Consider the following 15,916-nt stretch of genomic DNA (forward strand, 5'->3'; position numbering starts at 1 on the left):
ATTTCTTTCGACGCTTATTTTTGGTTTAAAAGATGTTCAGGCACTTGTTAATATTCAAAAACTGAATCATCAAAGTCAACTCTGTATGCGTATCCTTGTGTACAGGTGACCTTAAACGACGAGAAAAGCGTTGTCTGCTTATTTGTAGTGAATGGTATTAATGAAAAAAGTCTTTATACCGCCTGGAAGATGGACTGAGACTTCATCATCGACTTGCTTTTTTAACAGTGCGCGCGCAAGCGGCGAGTCGATAGAAATATATTCCGGTTTGTAATCAAACTCATCCGATCCAACTAATCGGTGATTAAATAGGTTGCCGTCATTGTCTTCGATTTCAACCCAAGCGCCAAAAAATACTTTAGATTGGTCGGGCGGTAAGTGCTCGATAACTTGCATTTCTTGAGTTCGTTTTTGCAAATAACGAATTCTCCTATCCATTTCTCGTAGTTGTTTTTTTCGATAGATATACTCTGCGTTTTCTGAACGGTCACCTTCTGCTGCTGCTGCGGTTATTGCTCGAGTGACCTCTGGACGTTTGTTTTTCCACAGATCGGCAAGCTCGTTTCTTAAGCGAGTCGCACCTTCTTCTGTAATTAAATTTGAGCGTTTCATGACCATTAAAGTAGCAGTATTAATCCGGGAGAGCCATTATAGTCAAGTTATGTCAAACTTAAAGTGGTTTTAAAGTGCTCTAGCGCGATATTTAACGCGTTTATTGTAAGTCTTTTAGAACAAAAGATTATGCACGGATAGCCTATAATTATTGAGAAAATTAGGTCAATTAGGCGTATGATTCGTGCCTATCAGCAGGCAGACGTAGGCCCGAGTTGTTTTGGCTTGTGCAACGTAAAGGCAAAGCGCTAATGGAATGGAAAAGTTAACTAGGTTTTATAAAAACAGAGTTAAACACAGAGAGACCGATGTATGCATAGAGGCGCACAGGCAAGCTTAGATACATCAAAAGCAATTAAGATAATTTAAGAGAAATACAGTGGAATTAAGTAATCCAGCATTATTGAAAAGCGGCTCCCTGGTCAATGGCGAGTGGTTGACCAATGATCACCAGTTTGTGGTGGAGAACCCTGCCAACGGTAATATTGTGGCCTCAATCAATGAGGTGAGCCATGAACAAGTTGAGTCGGGAATTGAAGGTGCTTCTCAAGCTTTGGCTCATTGGCAATCGCTCAATGTGGACGAGCGATCGGCGATTTTAATGAAGTGGCACCGATTAATCTTGGCTGCGCAAAATGACCTCGCTCTGATTATGGTGGCTGAGCAAGGCAAGCCAATGACCGAAGCAATGGGCGAAGTTGTTTATGGTGCGAAATATATTCAGTGGTACGCCGAGGAAGCCAGAAGAATTAACGGTGACCTTATGCCAGTTAACCAATCTGGCAAACGCGGACTAGTGTTACGTCGACCGGTTGGCGTAGTGAGTGCGATTACCCCCTGGAACTTTCCCAGTGCCATGATTCTGCGAAAAGCATCAGCGGCACTTGCAGCTGGCTGTAGCTTTATCGTTAAGCCTTCTGAACTGACTCCTTTGTCAGCGCTTGCATTAGCGCAATTATCATTGGATGCAGGCATTCCAGCAGGAGTTTTTAATGTTGTTGTTGGTACAAATGCGCAGGCGATTGGTGAGTTATTGACGACCCATCCAGCGATTGCCAAGTTTAGTTTTACCGGTTCCACTCCAGTTGGCAAAAAGTTGCTTCAGCAATGCGCTTCGACAGTTAAAAAGACATCAATGGAATTAGGCGGCAATGCGCCTTACATCGCGTTTGAGGATTGCGATTTAGATGTCGCAATTAAAGGGGCGATGGGCAGTAAGTTTCGAAACTCAGGACAGACTTGCGTTTGTGCTAATCGCTTGTTTGTTCACCGGTCCATTTATTCAGAGTTTGTCAGCCGACTAGAGAAAAAAGTCACTGAACTGCGCGTTGGTGATGGACACCAGGCTGAGGTTAACATTGGTCCTCTGATAGAGCAAAAGGCGATCGACAAAGTGACCGAATTGGTTGACCAAGCTGTTGGATTAGGGGCGAAGGTAATTTGTGGCGGTAAACAAATTGATGGTCCCGGAAACTTCTATCAACCGACAATTATCACTGGCGTGACACCAGACATGGACATTTTCAAAACGGAAATCTTCGGTCCTGTTGCTTCGATAATTCCTTTTGATTCTGAGGATGAAGTCATCCGACTGGCTAATCAGACTGAATATGGATTATGTTCATACGCCTTTACAGAAGACATGCGACGCGTCTGGCGACTGTCTGAAAAGCTTCAATTTGGTATGGTGGGTATCAATGAAGGCGTTTTGTCTAACCCAGCCGCACCATTTGGTGGTGTTAAAGAGTCAGGAATGGGCCGAGAAGGAGGCCGCTGGGGAATCGACGATTACCTGGAAACACGTTATGTTTGTATTGGTGATGTAGACTGAAGCTGTTTTGGACAAGTTGTCAGCGATTAAAGCTTATCTAAATGGCTCAATGTTGCATCCTAACTAGCATTAGGAAATCGAAATGCAAATGGGCCAAAAAAAAAGCATGCTAAAAATTATACGAATTAGTTCAAATCGATGAAATAGGAAGAGTTGACGTTGACTCCCCCTATCAAAACAAAATCATGGAGCTCCATGCAAGTGAGCTATAACCGAACCGTGGATTTGACCACTCGGTAATCGCGCGCTATTGTGCATAATCAGCGTGAAATAATTGATCTTAAATTTTAAGCATTTAACATGATCGAAGAGAGAGTCAATATTAATGGCGAATTTTTAGGGATTAGCTCCTTAGCGATTTACAGTGCGCCTTGGTTTTTACAAATCATTCTGTTGATGCTAGTTGTTGCGTTGTTCATTGCGAAAGTATCTAGAGACTCCAAAAATTTGAAAAAGTTAAGCGAGTCGGCTGCTGGCGATGAGCTTGAACAATTTTTGTCAGAGGTAAACAAAGCTTTTTTTGGTTTTTCTGTACCCGCTAAGAATCTCGCGGCTTATTGGGTAGGATTTTTAATTTATCTTGTTACGCTAGTCTACGCCGGGTATAACACCTATGTACATGTCGTTGCCTGAGAAATAAAGCTGTAAGAACCGGAGTTTGGGGTGACTTACATTCAGTATTTAAAAAGCTTTTACTTTGCGATTTCACGACGCATTTCAATAACATCACTTTTAAATCCGGCTTTTTCATAGGCTCTAATCGCAGCCGAATTATCAGCATAAACTTGTAGTCGAACTTCGCTAATGCCTTTTTCTTTAGCCCAGTTTTCTAACCCATCCAAAATTAGCTGGTTAACGCCTTTCCCTCGATACTCAGGTTTGACAAACATAAAACCTAAATATGCATGCTGCTCATATATTTGATAAGTTTTGGATGACCTTAATTTGGCATAACCTGAAGCGACAATTTCTGAGCCGTATATCGCCACTAACACTTCCGCATTATCTGACTCGATCATTTCACCAATATCGTAATAATTAATATGGCCCGGGATCAGCGTCTCGTCAAAGGCTCTCTCAACGGCAATAATGCCCTGTTCAAATTCGAGCAAGAGAGGTAAGTCTTCCAACGTAGCGGAACGGGTGGTAATTTTGGACATAGCAGGCTCTTAGCGCTAATGAGTGTCGCGTAACTATAAAAGGCTCGCTGTCATTTCTGCAAGCCTTTTAATGTCAGTAAGTTTATAAATAGATGAGCGTGTATTGACGACAGTGTTTGAGAACGATGATTTGATGACTTAACCGCTAACTAAAGCTAAGAATGGCCGGCTATTTGCTGCTTAATTTTATCGGCGACTCGAAAAGCATTCGCATAAATGGTAAATGTTGGTGTCACACTTCCGCCGTTTGGCATAAAGCTACCATCAGTGACAAATAGATTATCAGTACCATGAACGCGACAGTCCGCATCTAATGCTGAACTCTTTGGATCATTACCAAACCTTAAGCCGCCAGCAATTAAGTTGGACGTTGGTTGGGTAAACGCATTACCATAATATTCTTGTGCGCCCATCTGCTTCATCACTTGAACACCTTTGTCCACCACATATTCAGCGACCTTCAAATCATGAGGGTGGAAGCCTACTTTGACTCTCGCAACCGGGGAGCCCCATTTATCTTTTTCACTACCGTCGAGAGAAACATGACAATTATCCGTGGGTAGCCAGTCGCAAAAAACTTCAAACTTGAAGTCACGGGATTGGGTAAAGTGCGACTTCAACCGTTGTTTAAATGCGCTACCCCACATCAAGTTATTGTTGTCATCCCACTTCAGACCATTGGCATCAGCTGTTGGCGATGGTGGATCGAATACAAAATCAATAGTGCCACCTTTGACTCGTTTATCGAATGCCGATTTGTCATCAATAAAATACCAATCTTGCAGCGCGCGATTAAAAAATGGACCGCGAACTTTCAGTGCCTCGGCTTGAGCGTCAGTGAATTTGGTGAGATCAAAAATGCCGTGGCCAGTTCCACCTGCGCAGCAGTGGAGATTTTTGCCAAGCTGTCCATAACGATTACCAATACCATCAGGATGGTTACTTCCCGTTGAACTGAGTAAAAGCCGACTCGATTCGATGGAATAACAGGCAACAACAATAATTTTTGCCGTCACTCGGTGAACGGTCCCTTGGCGATCAAAGTAGTCTACGGAAGTTGCGTTGCCTTTGTTATCGGTGTTGATATGGAAAACTTTTGCGTGAGAGATGACTTTGCAGTTTCCGGTGTCGTGAGCATCGTACATCAGCGCGGCTCTAGCACTGCCTTTGGCTCCTGAGCGGCAGCCATAACTGCCACAATAGCCTGAATACTCGCAACTATTGCGTTTGTCTTTTGGTTGTGACAGTACTGCACGCGCCATCGGTAGCGGATTGAAACCGAGCGCTTTGGTCGCTTTGTCAAACCAACCCGCAATCGGGTGTTCCGCAAGAGGGGGAAAAGGATAATCTTTGGTCGAGCGAGGTTCTAAAAAGGGATGATCAACGATTTTACCTGACACGCCGATCACTGATTCTACTTTCGTGTAGTAGGGCTCAAGGTCTTGGTAAGTAATCGGCCAGTCGGTTAAATTCGCGCCATCGATCGGCCCAAATTCAGATAGTAATCGAAAATCTTCAGGTTTGAGTCGGTGAAAGTAACCACTCATAAAGTTGCTGGCGCCACCGACAATATTACCCCCCCAGAACTCATCGGTGTTTGAAGTACTCCAGTCGTCTCCATCAGGCTCTTCTAGTACATGTCGTTCGTCTTTTAGTTTTGAACGAAAAATATTTCGCCGAGGTAGCATTTCATCTTTTTTAAAGTCGTCTTCGTGATACCAGCCCCCTTTTTCAAGTACCGCGACCTGGTAACCGGCTTTCGCTAATTCATAGGCAATAGGGCCTCCACCAGCGCCGCTACCAACCACGCAAACGTCAAACGATTGAGTTGTTAATGGAGTGTTTTTCATTAATCAAAATCTCGGTAAGTTTTGCCAGTTTCAGGTCTTGGGAACCCCGCTTGGTGCTCAAGCCATTGCCAGCCGATCTGGTTGGGGTTTCCACCATAAACTGGATCCAGCAATAGCGCCTCGGTTAAGTAATACAATAATAACGAAAGCCAGTTTTCCCCCGCATTGGACCGCGAGATTTGCTGTAATACTTTGTCTTGCTGTTCGGGTTTCAATCGTTCGAATCGGTCGCCTTGAGTTTGCTCGGCAAGATCGTTTAACCAGCCGATTCCTTTCTTTATAAACTCTGGGTCACCGTCATCGACATTTTGTGGATCAGTCATCGCCCAATCGAGGTACTGCAAAATATTAAGGTCTTGTGCAGAAGGACCATTGCCGTCGTCGGGGAATAGTTGCATATAGACTGAATCAAGAGAAAGTGATTCCTCGGCACTCAAGAACTTTGTGGTAGCTTTCGTAGCTGGACTTGCGGTAGTTTGAGTTGAACTAGCGACGCTTGATTTTGGCACTTCTGGTTTACAAGCGGCTAAACCACCGAGTAATGAAATGGCCGTTGCGGTTTTTAGAAAGGCGCGGCGATTCAACCCGCTTTCTAATGGACCGAGGTAGTCGACGAAAGCATTAGCCGATCGATTATCTTTTGAGTTGCCAACAACCTCGGAAACCGAATCAAAGGATTTTCCTGATTGGTGACTTTTTAAACGGTGGCTTTTTAAACGGTGACTTTTTAGCAAGTTTGTTGCTCCTTTGAGCAGTCTTGGTTGTTTCCATCCGCGATTTGATCGGCCTCTACCGTAAGATTCCAACTCGCCAGGTGTTGGCGCAATTCCTCGGGAACGCCGTCTCGATGTTGAATGACGCCATTAATGTCGATAATGAATTCGGTCGGTGTACCCCACACACCATAAAGGTCAGTAACCACTTCACCGTGGTCAAATGCGAGAGGGTAATTGATGTCATATCGCTTTTGAAAAGCGAGTGACTTCTTAACCGAGTCTTTGAGTGAAGTATTCACCGCAAGAATTTCAATGTCATGGTTGAGGTTCGCTTGAGCCTCTTTAAGCTTTGGTATCTTTTTCATGCAGTAGGTACACCAAGTATTCCAAAAGACTAAGTAAACGGCTTTTTTGCCGCGGTATTCGGAAAGCTTGAATTGACTGCCATCAAAACGAGTAATGGTGAAGTCCGGCGCGATTTGTCCTTCACCTGGCTCATCTTCATCGGCCATTATGGGATTAGTTAGAAAGATGCCCAGCATCAGCACAATTAGGTTCTGATAGATTTTATTCACTGTAATCTCGCCAATTTATTTTCAAGTAATACGATTTAACGTACTTATCATTCAACGCACTTATACACCAGACCGATGAAGCCAAGTTTTTGTTACACGCGCTCGAGGACGAACATCGTTTCAATTTAACGAATTTACGGGTAAATGGCAAAAGACAGTCGTTTGTTCACGCTATTGAAAGGTCGCGGTTAATTCAAGCGGTTATTGTAAGGATGTGTTTCACTTCAGCGTTCTTGCATAATTCTTATGTAATTCTTGTGTATTGGAGTATGAGCGACTTGTTGGCTCGTGTAGAATAGTTCATTTTAAACAATGGACTGCGTAAAGTTTTGTCTAACATTCAAGAATTTGTTGAACTTCGGTCGCTCAACACTTTTAACGTAAAATCCAAGGCTCGATTCTTTTTGCAGCTGAACTCCGTTGATGAAGTAATCGGTTCAATCGAGACGATTCAGCAGCATCCAAAGCGAATGGTGCTTGGGGGCGGAAGTAACCTTCTGTTTGTCCAGGACTATCAAGGGCTCATCATTTATCCGCAGCTGTTTGGTATTAAAACGGTTCATGAAGATGAAGAATCCATCTGTCTTGCGGTAGGTGCCTCAGAAAATTGGCATGACTTGGTCACCTCGACCTGTCAACAAGGTTACTATGGTCTTGAAAATCTCGCGCTTATTCCTGGCACAGTGGGAGCTTCACCGGTACAAAATATAGGGGCTTATGGGGTCGAAATAAAATCCTTTATTTCCCGAGTTGACGCGGTTGATTTAGACTCCGGAGAAATCAAGCATTTCACAAATGATGAATGTCAGTTTGCCTATCGGGACAGTATTTTTAAGCAATCTAAGGTTGGCAGGTTTTTAATTACTCAAGTGCTTTTAACGCTCTCCAAGCGCCCTCGGCTCGAACTGAACTATCAACCACTGAAAGATTATTTTGCAACGAAAAAACAAGTCACCCCGCAGGATGTTTATGATAAGGTTTGCGAAGTTCGCCAAGAAAAACTACCCGATCCCAAAGAGCTCCCCAACGCGGGAAGTTTTTTTAAAAACCCTGTTGTCTCGGTCGCGGAATATAATTCGTTAAAAACGCAATTTCCTGACATCGTGGCGTATCCGAATGGAGAGGACTATAAGCTTGCCGCTGGTTGGATGATAGAAAAAGCCGGCTTTAAAGGTTTTGTCGATAACAAGGTGGGGGTTCACAAAAAACAAGCATTAGTTTTAGTCAATCATGGAGACTCTCTTGGAGACAACGTGTTAAAACTTGCCAATAAAGTTCGCCAATCGATCAAGACGCTGTTTCAAGTTGATCTCGAAGTTGAAGTCAGAGTCATTGGCGGTGAGTAGCAAAACGGATATGAGAGTCGATATCTTGCTTCGCACTCTGGCCGATGGGGAGTTTCATTCCGGAGAAGAAATCGCCAACGCACTCGGCGTGTCTCGAGCGACGATTTGGAAGCTCATGAAAAAACTCGAGAGCTGGCAAATTCCACTCTACTCTGTCACGGGTAAAGGTTATAAAATTCCCGGTGGACTTGAGCTATTAGAGTCTTCATGGTTGCGCGAAGTGCTCACCAAAGCGGGCTCACAGTTCAGCAATATTCATGTTCTTACGAGCGTCGATTCTACGGCTAATTTTATTGCCCAACATTGGCGAGAAAACCCTAATAAAACGGTAGTGTGCATCGCTGAACATCAAACCCAAGGTCGTGGCCGAAAAGGTCGGGCTTGGATATCTCCGTTTGCCGCGAATCTTTATTTTTCTATTGGCATCCAAGTGCCATTAGGCTTAAGCGCCCTTGGTGGCATTAGTTTAGCTGTTGGGATCAGTTTAGCGAACACGCTCAATCGTTACTCTAACCAGCCGATTAAAATTAAATGGCCCAACGATTTATTAGTCGACAACCGTAAACTAGCAGGAATCTTAGTGGAAGCGAGTGGCGATAGTAATGATAAGAGCTTCCTCAATATTGGGATTGGCTTAAACTGGAATATGCAGACAGAGCAAGGTAAGGCAATCGACCAGCCGTGGATTAACTTGGCCGATTTAGTCGATGACTCTTGTAGTCGAAGCCAAATCTTAGCGGATATTCTATTGGAGCTTGAACAAGCTTTTGACGCATATCAGTCTGATGGACTTAAAATTGTCGCTAGGCAATGGGCTTCGCTGAGCGCTCTCTATCGCCAACCTGTTAGGATTGTGCGAACCAATGATCAGCTTGACGGAATAGAGATTGGTATCGAATCAAGCGGAGCGTTAAAAGTAGCCACTGACTCTGGTGAACAAATTGTACATTCCGGCGAAGTAAGTCTGCGTCGTCGTCATTAAAAAGATGTCGTCATTGTAAAATGAGTATTTAGAGGTTTGGCATAAATAAATGGTTTTGTTAATTGATTGGGGAAACACACGACTTAAATGGATGAAGATTGACCATCTGGAGTTAGCGCAAGTCCGCGCTGCAAAAGTTAACATCACGGATAATTGGCAGGAGCACACTGAAATATGGGCGTCACCAATCGAGGCCATTTTTATTGCCTCAGTTCGAAATGATCAAGATAATCAGGCTCTCTCGGGGCATTTGCTAAATTACTGCGACAGAATTCATTTTGCCAAAACTGAACAAATCGCCTGTGGCGTTGAAAATAGTTATAGCGACCCAGAGACAATGGGGGTGGATCGTTGGATGGGGGTGATTGCTGCCGCCGCTCCTGAAGAGAACATCGCAGTAGTGAGTATTGGTTCGGCAATTACGCTCGACGTGATTCAGTCAGCTCAACATATGGGCGGGCATATAGTGCCTGGACGACGATTAATGCTTGAAAGCTTGAATACAACAGGGCGGGTCCGTCCCTTAATGAATACTCAAGATGACGAGTCGTTCCACCTGGGGCAAACTACCAATGATTGTGTCAATGCCGGTATCAACAGCATGATTGAAGGCTATTTGCGCCATATTATCAATCAAACCAAAATTGAATATCAAGTGTCACGTTTTATCTTCGCGGGCGGTGGCGGAAAATATTGGCAACAACGACTGAATTCAGGGACGGATCAGATGGAATATAGCGAATCGTTAGTGTTTGAGGGTTTGGTAAAACGATATTCGGTTTAAAAGCAAGATATGGCAGGTAAATGCGTCAAAAAAGGGTCGATTTGGTTGAATTTTGGACAATTCTCCAGCAATGAAAGGCTTGTCTCACTTTGGTAGCTGCAATGAGTGACAAAACCATCTCTTTTACCGGCTGAAAAAGCCTTCTGAGATTCATTAAAAACTTAATGATTTTAAGCAGTTAGTATGACTTGCTAAAAAATCATAAAAAAATGCTAAAAACTCGTTGATCATTCTGGGAGATCTATTTAGAATGCGCGTCCCACTTGAGTAGAGACACTCGTTTTAAGTGGAAATTGCCGACTTAGCTCAGATGGTAGAGCAACTGACTTGTAATCAGTAGGTCGAGAGTTCGAGTCCCTCAGTCGGCACCAGTTTTATTGTGGGGTGTTCAAATTGAGCACCCCAAGTCTTATCTAGGTGGTTGAGCTGTTCGCTCCATTCATCGATAAGGCAAGAAATCGGTGGCTTTAATGGTTACTAACTTGCTTTTTAGCAGTTAAGTTGTCAAAATTCGCCGCCTGCCAGTGACGCACTAACTCACTGGAATAAAAAAAGATTAGGTGGGGTTCCCGAGCGGCCAAAGGGATCAGACTGTAAATCTGACGCGAAAGCTTCGGTGGTTCGAATCCACCCCCCACCACCAATATTTGATAAGTCGCAGTAAATTGGTCGAATTGGCTTATTAGAAAGTTTTGTTTGTTGTACAGAGTTAGGCTTGCAGCTAGTAAGTCTCGTGCAGCGGGTATGGTACAATGGTAGAACCTCAGCCTTCCAAGCTGATGATGCGGGTTCGATTCCCGCTACCCGCTCCAGTTCGAACAAAATGCCGATATGGCTCAGTTGGTAGAGCGCACCCTTGGTAAGGGTGAGGTCACCAGTTCGAATCTGGTTATCGGCACCATTTTCCGACCCGGATCAATCAGACATTGTTCCGGGTTTAGCTATGTTTGGGTGGTTTCTGTCTTCTGGGCGGTTCAATCCTAGCAAGGCTTAATTTAATAGTAATTTGAAATAGTAATAACTTGCTTAATCTCTTTTTTGGAGGCATTTATGTCTAAGGAAAAATTTGAACGAACCAAACCCCATGTCAACGTTGGTACAATCGGCCACGTAGACCATGGTAAAACTACTTTAACAGCTGCAATGTGTACAGTATTGTCAGCGGCTTTCGGTGGTGAGCAAAAAGCATTCGACGAAATCGATAATGCGCCAGAAGAGAAAGAGCGTGGTATCACAATCGCGACGTCACACGTAGAGTACGAAACAGAAGGTCGTCACTACGCGCACGTAGACTGCCCAGGACATGCTGACTATGTTAAAAACATGATCACCGGTGCGGCTCAAATGGACGGTGCGATTCTAGTTTGTTCAGCAGCAGATGGCCCAATGCCACAAACGCGTGAGCATATCCTTTTATCACGTCAGGTAGGTGTACCTAAGATTCTTGTTTTCTTGAACAAGTGTGACATGGTTGATGACGAAGAGTTATTAGAGCTAGTAGAAATGGAAGTTCGTGAGCTATTAGACGCATACGAATTCCCAGGTGACGACACGCCAATCATCAAAGGTTCAGCTTTGAAAGCACTAGAAGGCGACGAAGGTCCTCTCGGTAAAGAAGCAATCTTAGAATTAGCGAAAGCACTTGATTCATACATCCCAGAGCCAGAGCGTGACATCGATAAAGATTTCATCATGCCGATTGAAGATGTATTCTCAATCTCAGGTCGTGGTACTGTTGTAACAGGCCGTATCGAGAAAGGTATCATCAACGTTGGTGAAGAAATCGAAATCGTTGGTATCAAAGAAACGACTAAGACGACTGTAACCGGTGTAGAAATGTTCCGTAAGCTTCTTGACGAAGGTCGTGCGGGTGACAACGTTGGTATCCTTTTACGTGGTACTAAGCGTGACGAAGTAGAGCGTGGTCAAGTATTGGCTAAGCCTGGTTCAATCACTCCACACACTAAGTTTGAGTCAGAAGTTTACATCTTGAGCAAAGACGAAGGTGGCCGTCATACGCCATTCTTCAAAGGTTACCGTCCACAGTTCTACTTCCGTACAACTGACGTAACTGGTGCTTGTGAGCTTCCAGAAGGCGTAGAAATGGTAATGCCAGGTGACAACATCAAAATGGTTATCGAACTAATCGCTCCTATCGCGATGGACGAAGGTTTACGCTTCGCTATCCGTGAAGGTGGTCGTACAGTTGGTGCTGGTGTTGTTGCTAAGATCCTTGCTTAATAAGTAAGTTTTAAAAGCGTTCGAGCAGCATCATATGATGCTGCTTTTATTGCAGGCCAGTGGCTCAATTGGTAGAGCAGCGGTCTCCAAAACCGCAGGTTGGGGGTTCGAGTCCCTCCTGGCCTGCCACTGCAATAAATTGTTTCACTAGATTGAAAGTTGGTTAAATTACATGAGTGCACAAGAACAAGTCCAAGAATCTTCATCGTTTGACGCGATCAAGTGGATACTTGCGATCGTTGCGTTAGCTGGCGCGGTATACGCGAACCATCTACTTGTCGACGATTCTGTCTTAATCCGTGCAGGTGTAATAATCGCTCTTATTGTTGTTGGTTTTGCCATTGGTTTTACCACAACTAAAGGAAAAAATGGGTTAGCTTTTGCGAAAGAAGCTAGAATTGAAGCACGTAAAGTTGTTTGGCCCAATCGAGATGAAACAGTCAGAACCACATTAATCATTATTGTCGCTGTTGCGATAGTGTCATTGTTTTTGTGGGGCTTGGATGCAATTTTAGTTCATGTAATCAGCTTCTTAACGGTTAGAGGATAATTGAATGTCCTATAAATGGTACGTTGTTCAGGCTTATTCAGGATATGAAAGCAAGGTAAGAAACTTGCTGGAAGAGCGTGTTAAGTTACACGGTCTTGAAGACAAGTTTGGCCAAATTCTAGTACCAACCGAAGAAGTTGTAGAAATGCGCGCTGGTCAAAAGCGCAAAAGCGAAAGAAAGTTTTTCCCAGGTTACGTCCTTGTCGAAATGGAAATGGACGATGAAAGCTGGCACTTGGTGAGAGAAACACCAAGAGTACTAGGATTTATTGGTGGTACAAGCGACCGCCCTGCGCCTATCAGTCAAAAAGAAGCCGATGCAATTCTCAATCGTCTTGAAGAGTCGACTGATAAGCCAAAACCAAAAACTTTGTTCGAAGCTGGCGAAGCGGTACGAGTTATCGATGGGCCATTTGCAGACTTTAATGCAATTGTTGAGCAAGTAAATTACGAAAAAAGTCGACTACATGTATCGGTTATGATCTTTGGTCGTTCTACTCCTGTTGAGTTAGATTTCAGTCAGGTAGAGAAAGGGTAAAACTCACCCACAAATAGAGTTAGACAAGTTACTGAAAAACAAACACGGCGTTAAAACGCTGTGGGTGTTTTTTTTACGTTAAATAAATGGGGAGCCTAAAGTTTGACCACTTGGTTGAATCAAGGCGTTTGAACCCACACTGAGGTGCAAAATGGCTAAAAAAGTCGACGCTTATATTAAGCTGCAAATCGGCGCCGGTATGGCGAATCCGAGTCCACCCGTTGGTCCTGCGTTAGGTCAGCACGGTGTTAACATCATGGAATTCTGTAAAGCGTTTAACGCTGCGACAGAGAAGGTAGAAAAGAATCTTCCTATCCCTGTTGTTATTACAGTATACAACGATCGTTCTTTCACTTTCGTGACAAAAACGCCTCCTGCGGCTGTTCTTATTATGAAAGCGGTTGGTCTGAAGAAAGGTTCAGGTCGCCCTAATACTGAGAAAGTTGGCAAGATTACGCGTGCTCAGTTAGAAGAAATTGCTAACACAAAAGAGCCAGATTTAACTGCGGCTGATATGGACGCAGCAGTAAGAACATTGGCGGGTACTGCTCGTTCAATGGGCGTAGATGTGGAGGGTTAATCGATGGCTAAATTATCTAAACGTCAAAAGCTGATCAACGAGAAAGTTGACAACGAAAAAGTTTACACCTTAGAAGAAGCGTTAACCCTTTTAAAAGAAGTATCATCAGTTAAATTTGATGAGTCATTCGACGCAGCGATCAACTTAGGTGTTGACCCTCGTAAATCTGACCAAGTTGTTCGTGGCGCTACTGTTTTACCAAATGGTACCGGTAAAAACGTTCGCGTAGCAGTCTTCACTCAAGGACCAAACGCTGAAGCGGCTAAAGAAGCTGGTGCAGATGTAATTGGTATGGATGATCTTGCGGAAGAAGTTAAGAAAGGCAACATGGATTTTGATGTTGTTATCGCTAGCCCTGATGCAATGCGCGTTGTTGGTCAATTAGGTCAAATCCTTGGACCACGCGGTTTAATGCCTAATCCTAAAGTTGGTACGGTAACGCCGGACGTTGCTACTGCAGTCAAGAATGCAAAAGCGGGTCAGGTTCAATACCGTACAGACAAGGGTGGTATCATCCACGCGACTATCGGTAAAGGTAGTTTTGAAGTCAACGCGCTAGCAGAAAATCTTGGTGCATTAATCTCTGCACTTAAGAAAGCAAAACCTGCTTCAGCGAAAGGCACTTACTTCAAGAAATTATCAGTCAGTTCTACTATGGGACCTGGCTTAACAGTTGACTTAGCAACTGTTGAAACAAGAGATTAGTTTGAAAGTTGACTCGGTTAATTTAGTCGAGTCAGTTTGAGAGCTTGGGTATTTGGGTTGGCAATTAAAATTTATTTTAGTGTTAACTCAAAACCCGTCATAGACCGTAGGTGAATGTTGAAATTGTAGTTCCCTTAATGAGGTGAAATTTCTTCAGTCTTAAAATCCCTACGCAGACGGTGGTACCAAAACTCAGTTTTCTGGGCGGTTCACCGTTTACACTGGAGCGAAAGTTTTTACAGACTTTCTGCTCTGTTTTGTAAATCCTCTAACTTGTTTTCAAGTTAGACCTTTTGGAGGTGAACGACGTGGCACTTGGACTAGAAGGTAAAAAGGCGATTGTTAGCGAAGTTAATGATATTGCATCAACTGCGTTATCAGCCGTACTTGCCGAATACCGTGGCATGACAGTTGAGCAAATGACTGAGCTACGCGTCAAGGCCCGTGAGAGTGGTGTATATCTTCGTGTTGTACGAAACACTCTTGCCAAACGTGCTGTTGAAGACACAGAGTTCGCTTGCTTAAACGATGCTTTAGTTGGACAGGTTATTTGTGCGTTTTCGCTAGAAGAGCCTGGTGCAGCGGCAAGACTAGTACGTGATTTTGCAAAAGATTGCGACAAACTAGTTGCAACAGCAGTAGCTGTTGGTGGCCAGTTGCACGGTGCAGAGCAGCTTGATGCTGTTGCTAAACTACCAACCAAAGACGAAGCAATTGCTTCTTTGATGAGTGTAATGAACGGACCAGTAACCAAACTGGCGCGTACATTGAACGAATTCCCATCGCGTATTACTCGAGTAATCGCGGCGGTCAAAGATCAAAAAGCAGCGTAACGGTTTTACAGTACGTTTATAGTTTTTATTTTTTAATTTTATATTTTAAATCCAGGAGAATGAGTAATGGCTCTTTCTAAAGACGATATCTTAAATGCAATTGCTGAAATGTCAGTAATGGAAGTTGTTGAACTAGTTGAAGCAATGGAAGAAAAATTCGGCGTAACTGCAGCTGCAGCTGCTGCAGTTGTTGCTGCTCCAGGCGCAGACGCTGGTGCTGCTGCTGCAGAACAAACTGAGTTCGACGTAATCATGAAGAGCTTCGGTAGTAACAAAGTTGCTGTAATCAAAGCAGTACGTGGTATCACAGGCCTAGGTCTTAAAGAAGCTAAAGAAGCTGTAGAAGGCGCGCCAACTCCTATCAAAGAAGGTGTTGACAAAGCTGAAGCTGAAGAAGTTAAGAAGCAGCTTGAAGAAGCAGGCGCTGAAGTAGAAATCAAGTAATTGATTGCTACTTTAAAGCAAGCTTAAACAATCCGGCTGGTGGCAATTTTGTCCCCGGCCGTTTTGCCGTTTTAAAAAGCGGTATTTTTACGACAGGTTTAAACATTTTTAATTGATACGATCCTATTGATAAAGACTGACAAAGGGAGTTGCGAATATCAATAGGTCA

Annotated in this window: 17 protein-coding genes and 5 tRNA genes; 17 read left to right on the top strand and 5 right to left on the bottom strand. The window is 43.8% G+C overall.

Features of this window, described 5'->3' with window-relative positions:
• Nucleotides 1–138: 138 nt before the first annotated feature.
• Complete coding sequence (gene greB, locus FLL45_RS13420) at nucleotides 139–612, bottom strand: transcription elongation factor GreB (RefSeq protein WP_142942571.1); 474 nt, start codon at nucleotides 610–612, stop codon at nucleotides 139–141.
• Between the two features lie 379 nt (nucleotides 613–991).
• Between greB and FLL45_RS13425 the strand changes: the two genes are divergently transcribed.
• Complete coding sequence (locus tag FLL45_RS13425; protein ID WP_142942572.1) at nucleotides 992–2,443, top strand: NAD-dependent succinate-semialdehyde dehydrogenase; 1,452 nt, start codon at nucleotides 992–994, stop codon at nucleotides 2,441–2,443.
• 300 nt (nucleotides 2,444–2,743) lie between these two features.
• The gene (locus FLL45_RS13430; protein WP_142942573.1) at nucleotides 2,744–3,076 is read left to right on the top strand and encodes a hypothetical protein; all 333 of its coding nucleotides are present in this window, start codon (nucleotides 2,744–2,746) and stop codon (nucleotides 3,074–3,076) included.
• A gap of 59 nt (nucleotides 3,077–3,135) precedes the next feature.
• On the opposite strand, the gene FLL45_RS13435 is transcribed toward FLL45_RS13430, so the two are convergent.
• The 4 genes from FLL45_RS13435 to FLL45_RS13450 form a co-directional block, all read right to left on the bottom strand.
• The gene (locus FLL45_RS13435; RefSeq protein WP_142942574.1) at nucleotides 3,136–3,603 is read right to left on the bottom strand and encodes a GNAT family N-acetyltransferase; all 468 of its coding nucleotides are present in this window, start codon (nucleotides 3,601–3,603) and stop codon (nucleotides 3,136–3,138) included.
• Between the two features lie 155 nt (nucleotides 3,604–3,758).
• Nucleotides 3,759–5,453, bottom strand: a complete 1,695-nt coding sequence (locus tag FLL45_RS13440; RefSeq protein WP_142942575.1) for a GMC family oxidoreductase — start codon at nucleotides 5,451–5,453, stop codon at nucleotides 3,759–3,761.
• The gene (locus FLL45_RS13445) at nucleotides 5,453–6,187 is read right to left on the bottom strand and encodes a gluconate 2-dehydrogenase subunit 3 family protein (protein ID WP_142942576.1); all 735 of its coding nucleotides are present in this window, start codon (nucleotides 6,185–6,187) and stop codon (nucleotides 5,453–5,455) included. Before FLL45_RS13445 ends, FLL45_RS13440 begins: the two co-directional genes overlap by 1 nt.
• Nucleotides 6,181–6,744, bottom strand: a complete 564-nt coding sequence (locus tag FLL45_RS13450; RefSeq protein WP_142942577.1) for a peroxiredoxin family protein — start codon at nucleotides 6,742–6,744, stop codon at nucleotides 6,181–6,183. The genes FLL45_RS13445 and FLL45_RS13450 overlap by 7 nt, the downstream gene beginning before the upstream one ends.
• A 329-nt stretch (nucleotides 6,745–7,073) precedes the next feature.
• Between FLL45_RS13450 and murB the strand changes: the two genes are divergently transcribed.
• The 15 genes from murB to rplL all read left to right on the top strand — a co-directional run bounded on the left by murB (nucleotide 7,074) and on the right by rplL (nucleotide 15,747).
• Nucleotides 7,074–8,090: a UDP-N-acetylmuramate dehydrogenase gene (gene murB / locus FLL45_RS13455; protein WP_185964458.1), complete on the top strand. Its 1,017-nt coding sequence runs from the start codon at nucleotides 7,074–7,076 to the stop codon at nucleotides 8,088–8,090.
• Complete coding sequence (locus tag FLL45_RS13460; RefSeq protein WP_142942579.1) at nucleotides 8,083–9,072, top strand: biotin--[acetyl-CoA-carboxylase] ligase; 990 nt, start codon at nucleotides 8,083–8,085, stop codon at nucleotides 9,070–9,072. Before murB ends, FLL45_RS13460 begins: the two co-directional genes overlap by 8 nt.
• Before the next feature lie 49 nt (nucleotides 9,073–9,121).
• Complete coding sequence (locus FLL45_RS13465) at nucleotides 9,122–9,856, top strand: type III pantothenate kinase (protein WP_142942580.1); 735 nt, start codon at nucleotides 9,122–9,124, stop codon at nucleotides 9,854–9,856.
• A 295-nt stretch (nucleotides 9,857–10,151) separates the two neighbouring features.
• Nucleotides 10,152–10,227: transfer RNA gene (locus FLL45_RS13470), tRNA-Thr, on the top strand.
• 188 nt (nucleotides 10,228–10,415) lie between these two features.
• Nucleotides 10,416–10,499, top strand: a tRNA-Tyr gene (locus FLL45_RS13475).
• A gap of 95 nt (nucleotides 10,500–10,594) precedes the next feature.
• Nucleotides 10,595–10,668, top strand: a tRNA-Gly gene (locus FLL45_RS13480).
• Nucleotides 10,669–10,681: 13 nt separating this feature from the next.
• Nucleotides 10,682–10,757 (top strand) — tRNA-Thr (locus tag FLL45_RS13485).
• A 149-nt stretch (nucleotides 10,758–10,906) separates the two neighbouring features.
• On the top strand, nucleotides 10,907–12,097 hold the full coding sequence (gene tuf / locus FLL45_RS13490; protein WP_142942581.1) for an elongation factor Tu: 1,191 nt from the start codon (nucleotides 10,907–10,909) through the stop codon (nucleotides 12,095–12,097).
• A gap of 53 nt (nucleotides 12,098–12,150) precedes the next feature.
• Nucleotides 12,151–12,226 (top strand) — tRNA-Trp (locus tag FLL45_RS13495).
• A gap of 43 nt (nucleotides 12,227–12,269) precedes the next feature.
• The gene (gene secE / locus FLL45_RS13500) at nucleotides 12,270–12,647 is read left to right on the top strand and encodes a preprotein translocase subunit SecE (protein WP_142942582.1); all 378 of its coding nucleotides are present in this window, start codon (nucleotides 12,270–12,272) and stop codon (nucleotides 12,645–12,647) included.
• A 4-nt stretch (nucleotides 12,648–12,651) separates the two neighbouring features.
• Nucleotides 12,652–13,185: a transcription termination/antitermination protein NusG gene (gene nusG, locus FLL45_RS13505; RefSeq protein ID WP_142942583.1), complete on the top strand. Its 534-nt coding sequence runs from the start codon at nucleotides 12,652–12,654 to the stop codon at nucleotides 13,183–13,185.
• 151 nt (nucleotides 13,186–13,336) lie between these two features.
• Nucleotides 13,337–13,765, top strand: coding sequence for a 50S ribosomal protein L11 (gene rplK / locus FLL45_RS13510; protein WP_142942584.1), 429 nt, complete (start codon nucleotides 13,337–13,339; stop codon nucleotides 13,763–13,765).
• Between the two features lie 3 nt (nucleotides 13,766–13,768).
• Nucleotides 13,769–14,470, top strand: coding sequence for a 50S ribosomal protein L1 (gene rplA, locus FLL45_RS13515; RefSeq protein WP_142942585.1), 702 nt, complete (start codon nucleotides 13,769–13,771; stop codon nucleotides 14,468–14,470).
• 308 nt (nucleotides 14,471–14,778) lie between these two features.
• Nucleotides 14,779–15,303 carry a 50S ribosomal protein L10 gene (rplJ, locus tag FLL45_RS13520; protein ID WP_142942586.1) on the top strand — a complete coding sequence of 175 codons (525 nt, stop codon included), beginning with the start codon at nucleotides 14,779–14,781 and terminating at the stop codon, nucleotides 15,301–15,303.
• Between the two features lie 66 nt (nucleotides 15,304–15,369).
• The gene (rplL, locus tag FLL45_RS13525; RefSeq protein WP_142942587.1) at nucleotides 15,370–15,747 is read left to right on the top strand and encodes a 50S ribosomal protein L7/L12; all 378 of its coding nucleotides are present in this window, start codon (nucleotides 15,370–15,372) and stop codon (nucleotides 15,745–15,747) included.
• Nucleotides 15,748–15,916: the final 169 nt, after the last annotated feature.

It is taken from the genome of Aliikangiella marina (assembly GCF_007004765.1).
In the GTDB taxonomy this organism is placed as follows: domain Bacteria; phylum Pseudomonadota; class Gammaproteobacteria; order Enterobacterales; family Kangiellaceae; genus Aliikangiella; species Aliikangiella marina.

Coding starts and splice junctions, on each gene's coding strand:
- greB (WP_142942571.1), bottom strand. CDS start 612: ATGAAACGCTCAAATTTAATTACAGAAGAAGGTGCGACTCGCTTAAGA.
- FLL45_RS13430 (WP_142942573.1), top strand. CDS start 2,744: ATGATCGAAGAGAGAGTCAATATTAATGGCGAATTTTTAGGGATTAGC.
- FLL45_RS13435 (WP_142942574.1), bottom strand. CDS start 3,603: ATGTCCAAAATTACCACCCGTTCCGCTACGTTGGAAGACTTACCTCTC.
- FLL45_RS13440 (WP_142942575.1), bottom strand. CDS start 5,453: ATGAAAAACACTCCATTAACAACTCAATCGTTTGACGTTTGCGTGGTT.
- FLL45_RS13465 (WP_142942580.1), top strand. CDS start 9,122: ATGGTTTTGTTAATTGATTGGGGAAACACACGACTTAAATGGATGAAG.
- tuf (WP_142942581.1), top strand. CDS start 10,907: ATGTCTAAGGAAAAATTTGAACGAACCAAACCCCATGTCAACGTTGGT.
- secE (WP_142942582.1), top strand. CDS start 12,270: ATGAGTGCACAAGAACAAGTCCAAGAATCTTCATCGTTTGACGCGATC.
- nusG (WP_142942583.1), top strand. CDS start 12,652: ATGTCCTATAAATGGTACGTTGTTCAGGCTTATTCAGGATATGAAAGC.
- rplK (WP_142942584.1), top strand. CDS start 13,337: ATGGCTAAAAAAGTCGACGCTTATATTAAGCTGCAAATCGGCGCCGGT.
- rplA (WP_142942585.1), top strand. CDS start 13,769: ATGGCTAAATTATCTAAACGTCAAAAGCTGATCAACGAGAAAGTTGAC.
- rplL (WP_142942587.1), top strand. CDS start 15,370: ATGGCTCTTTCTAAAGACGATATCTTAAATGCAATTGCTGAAATGTCA.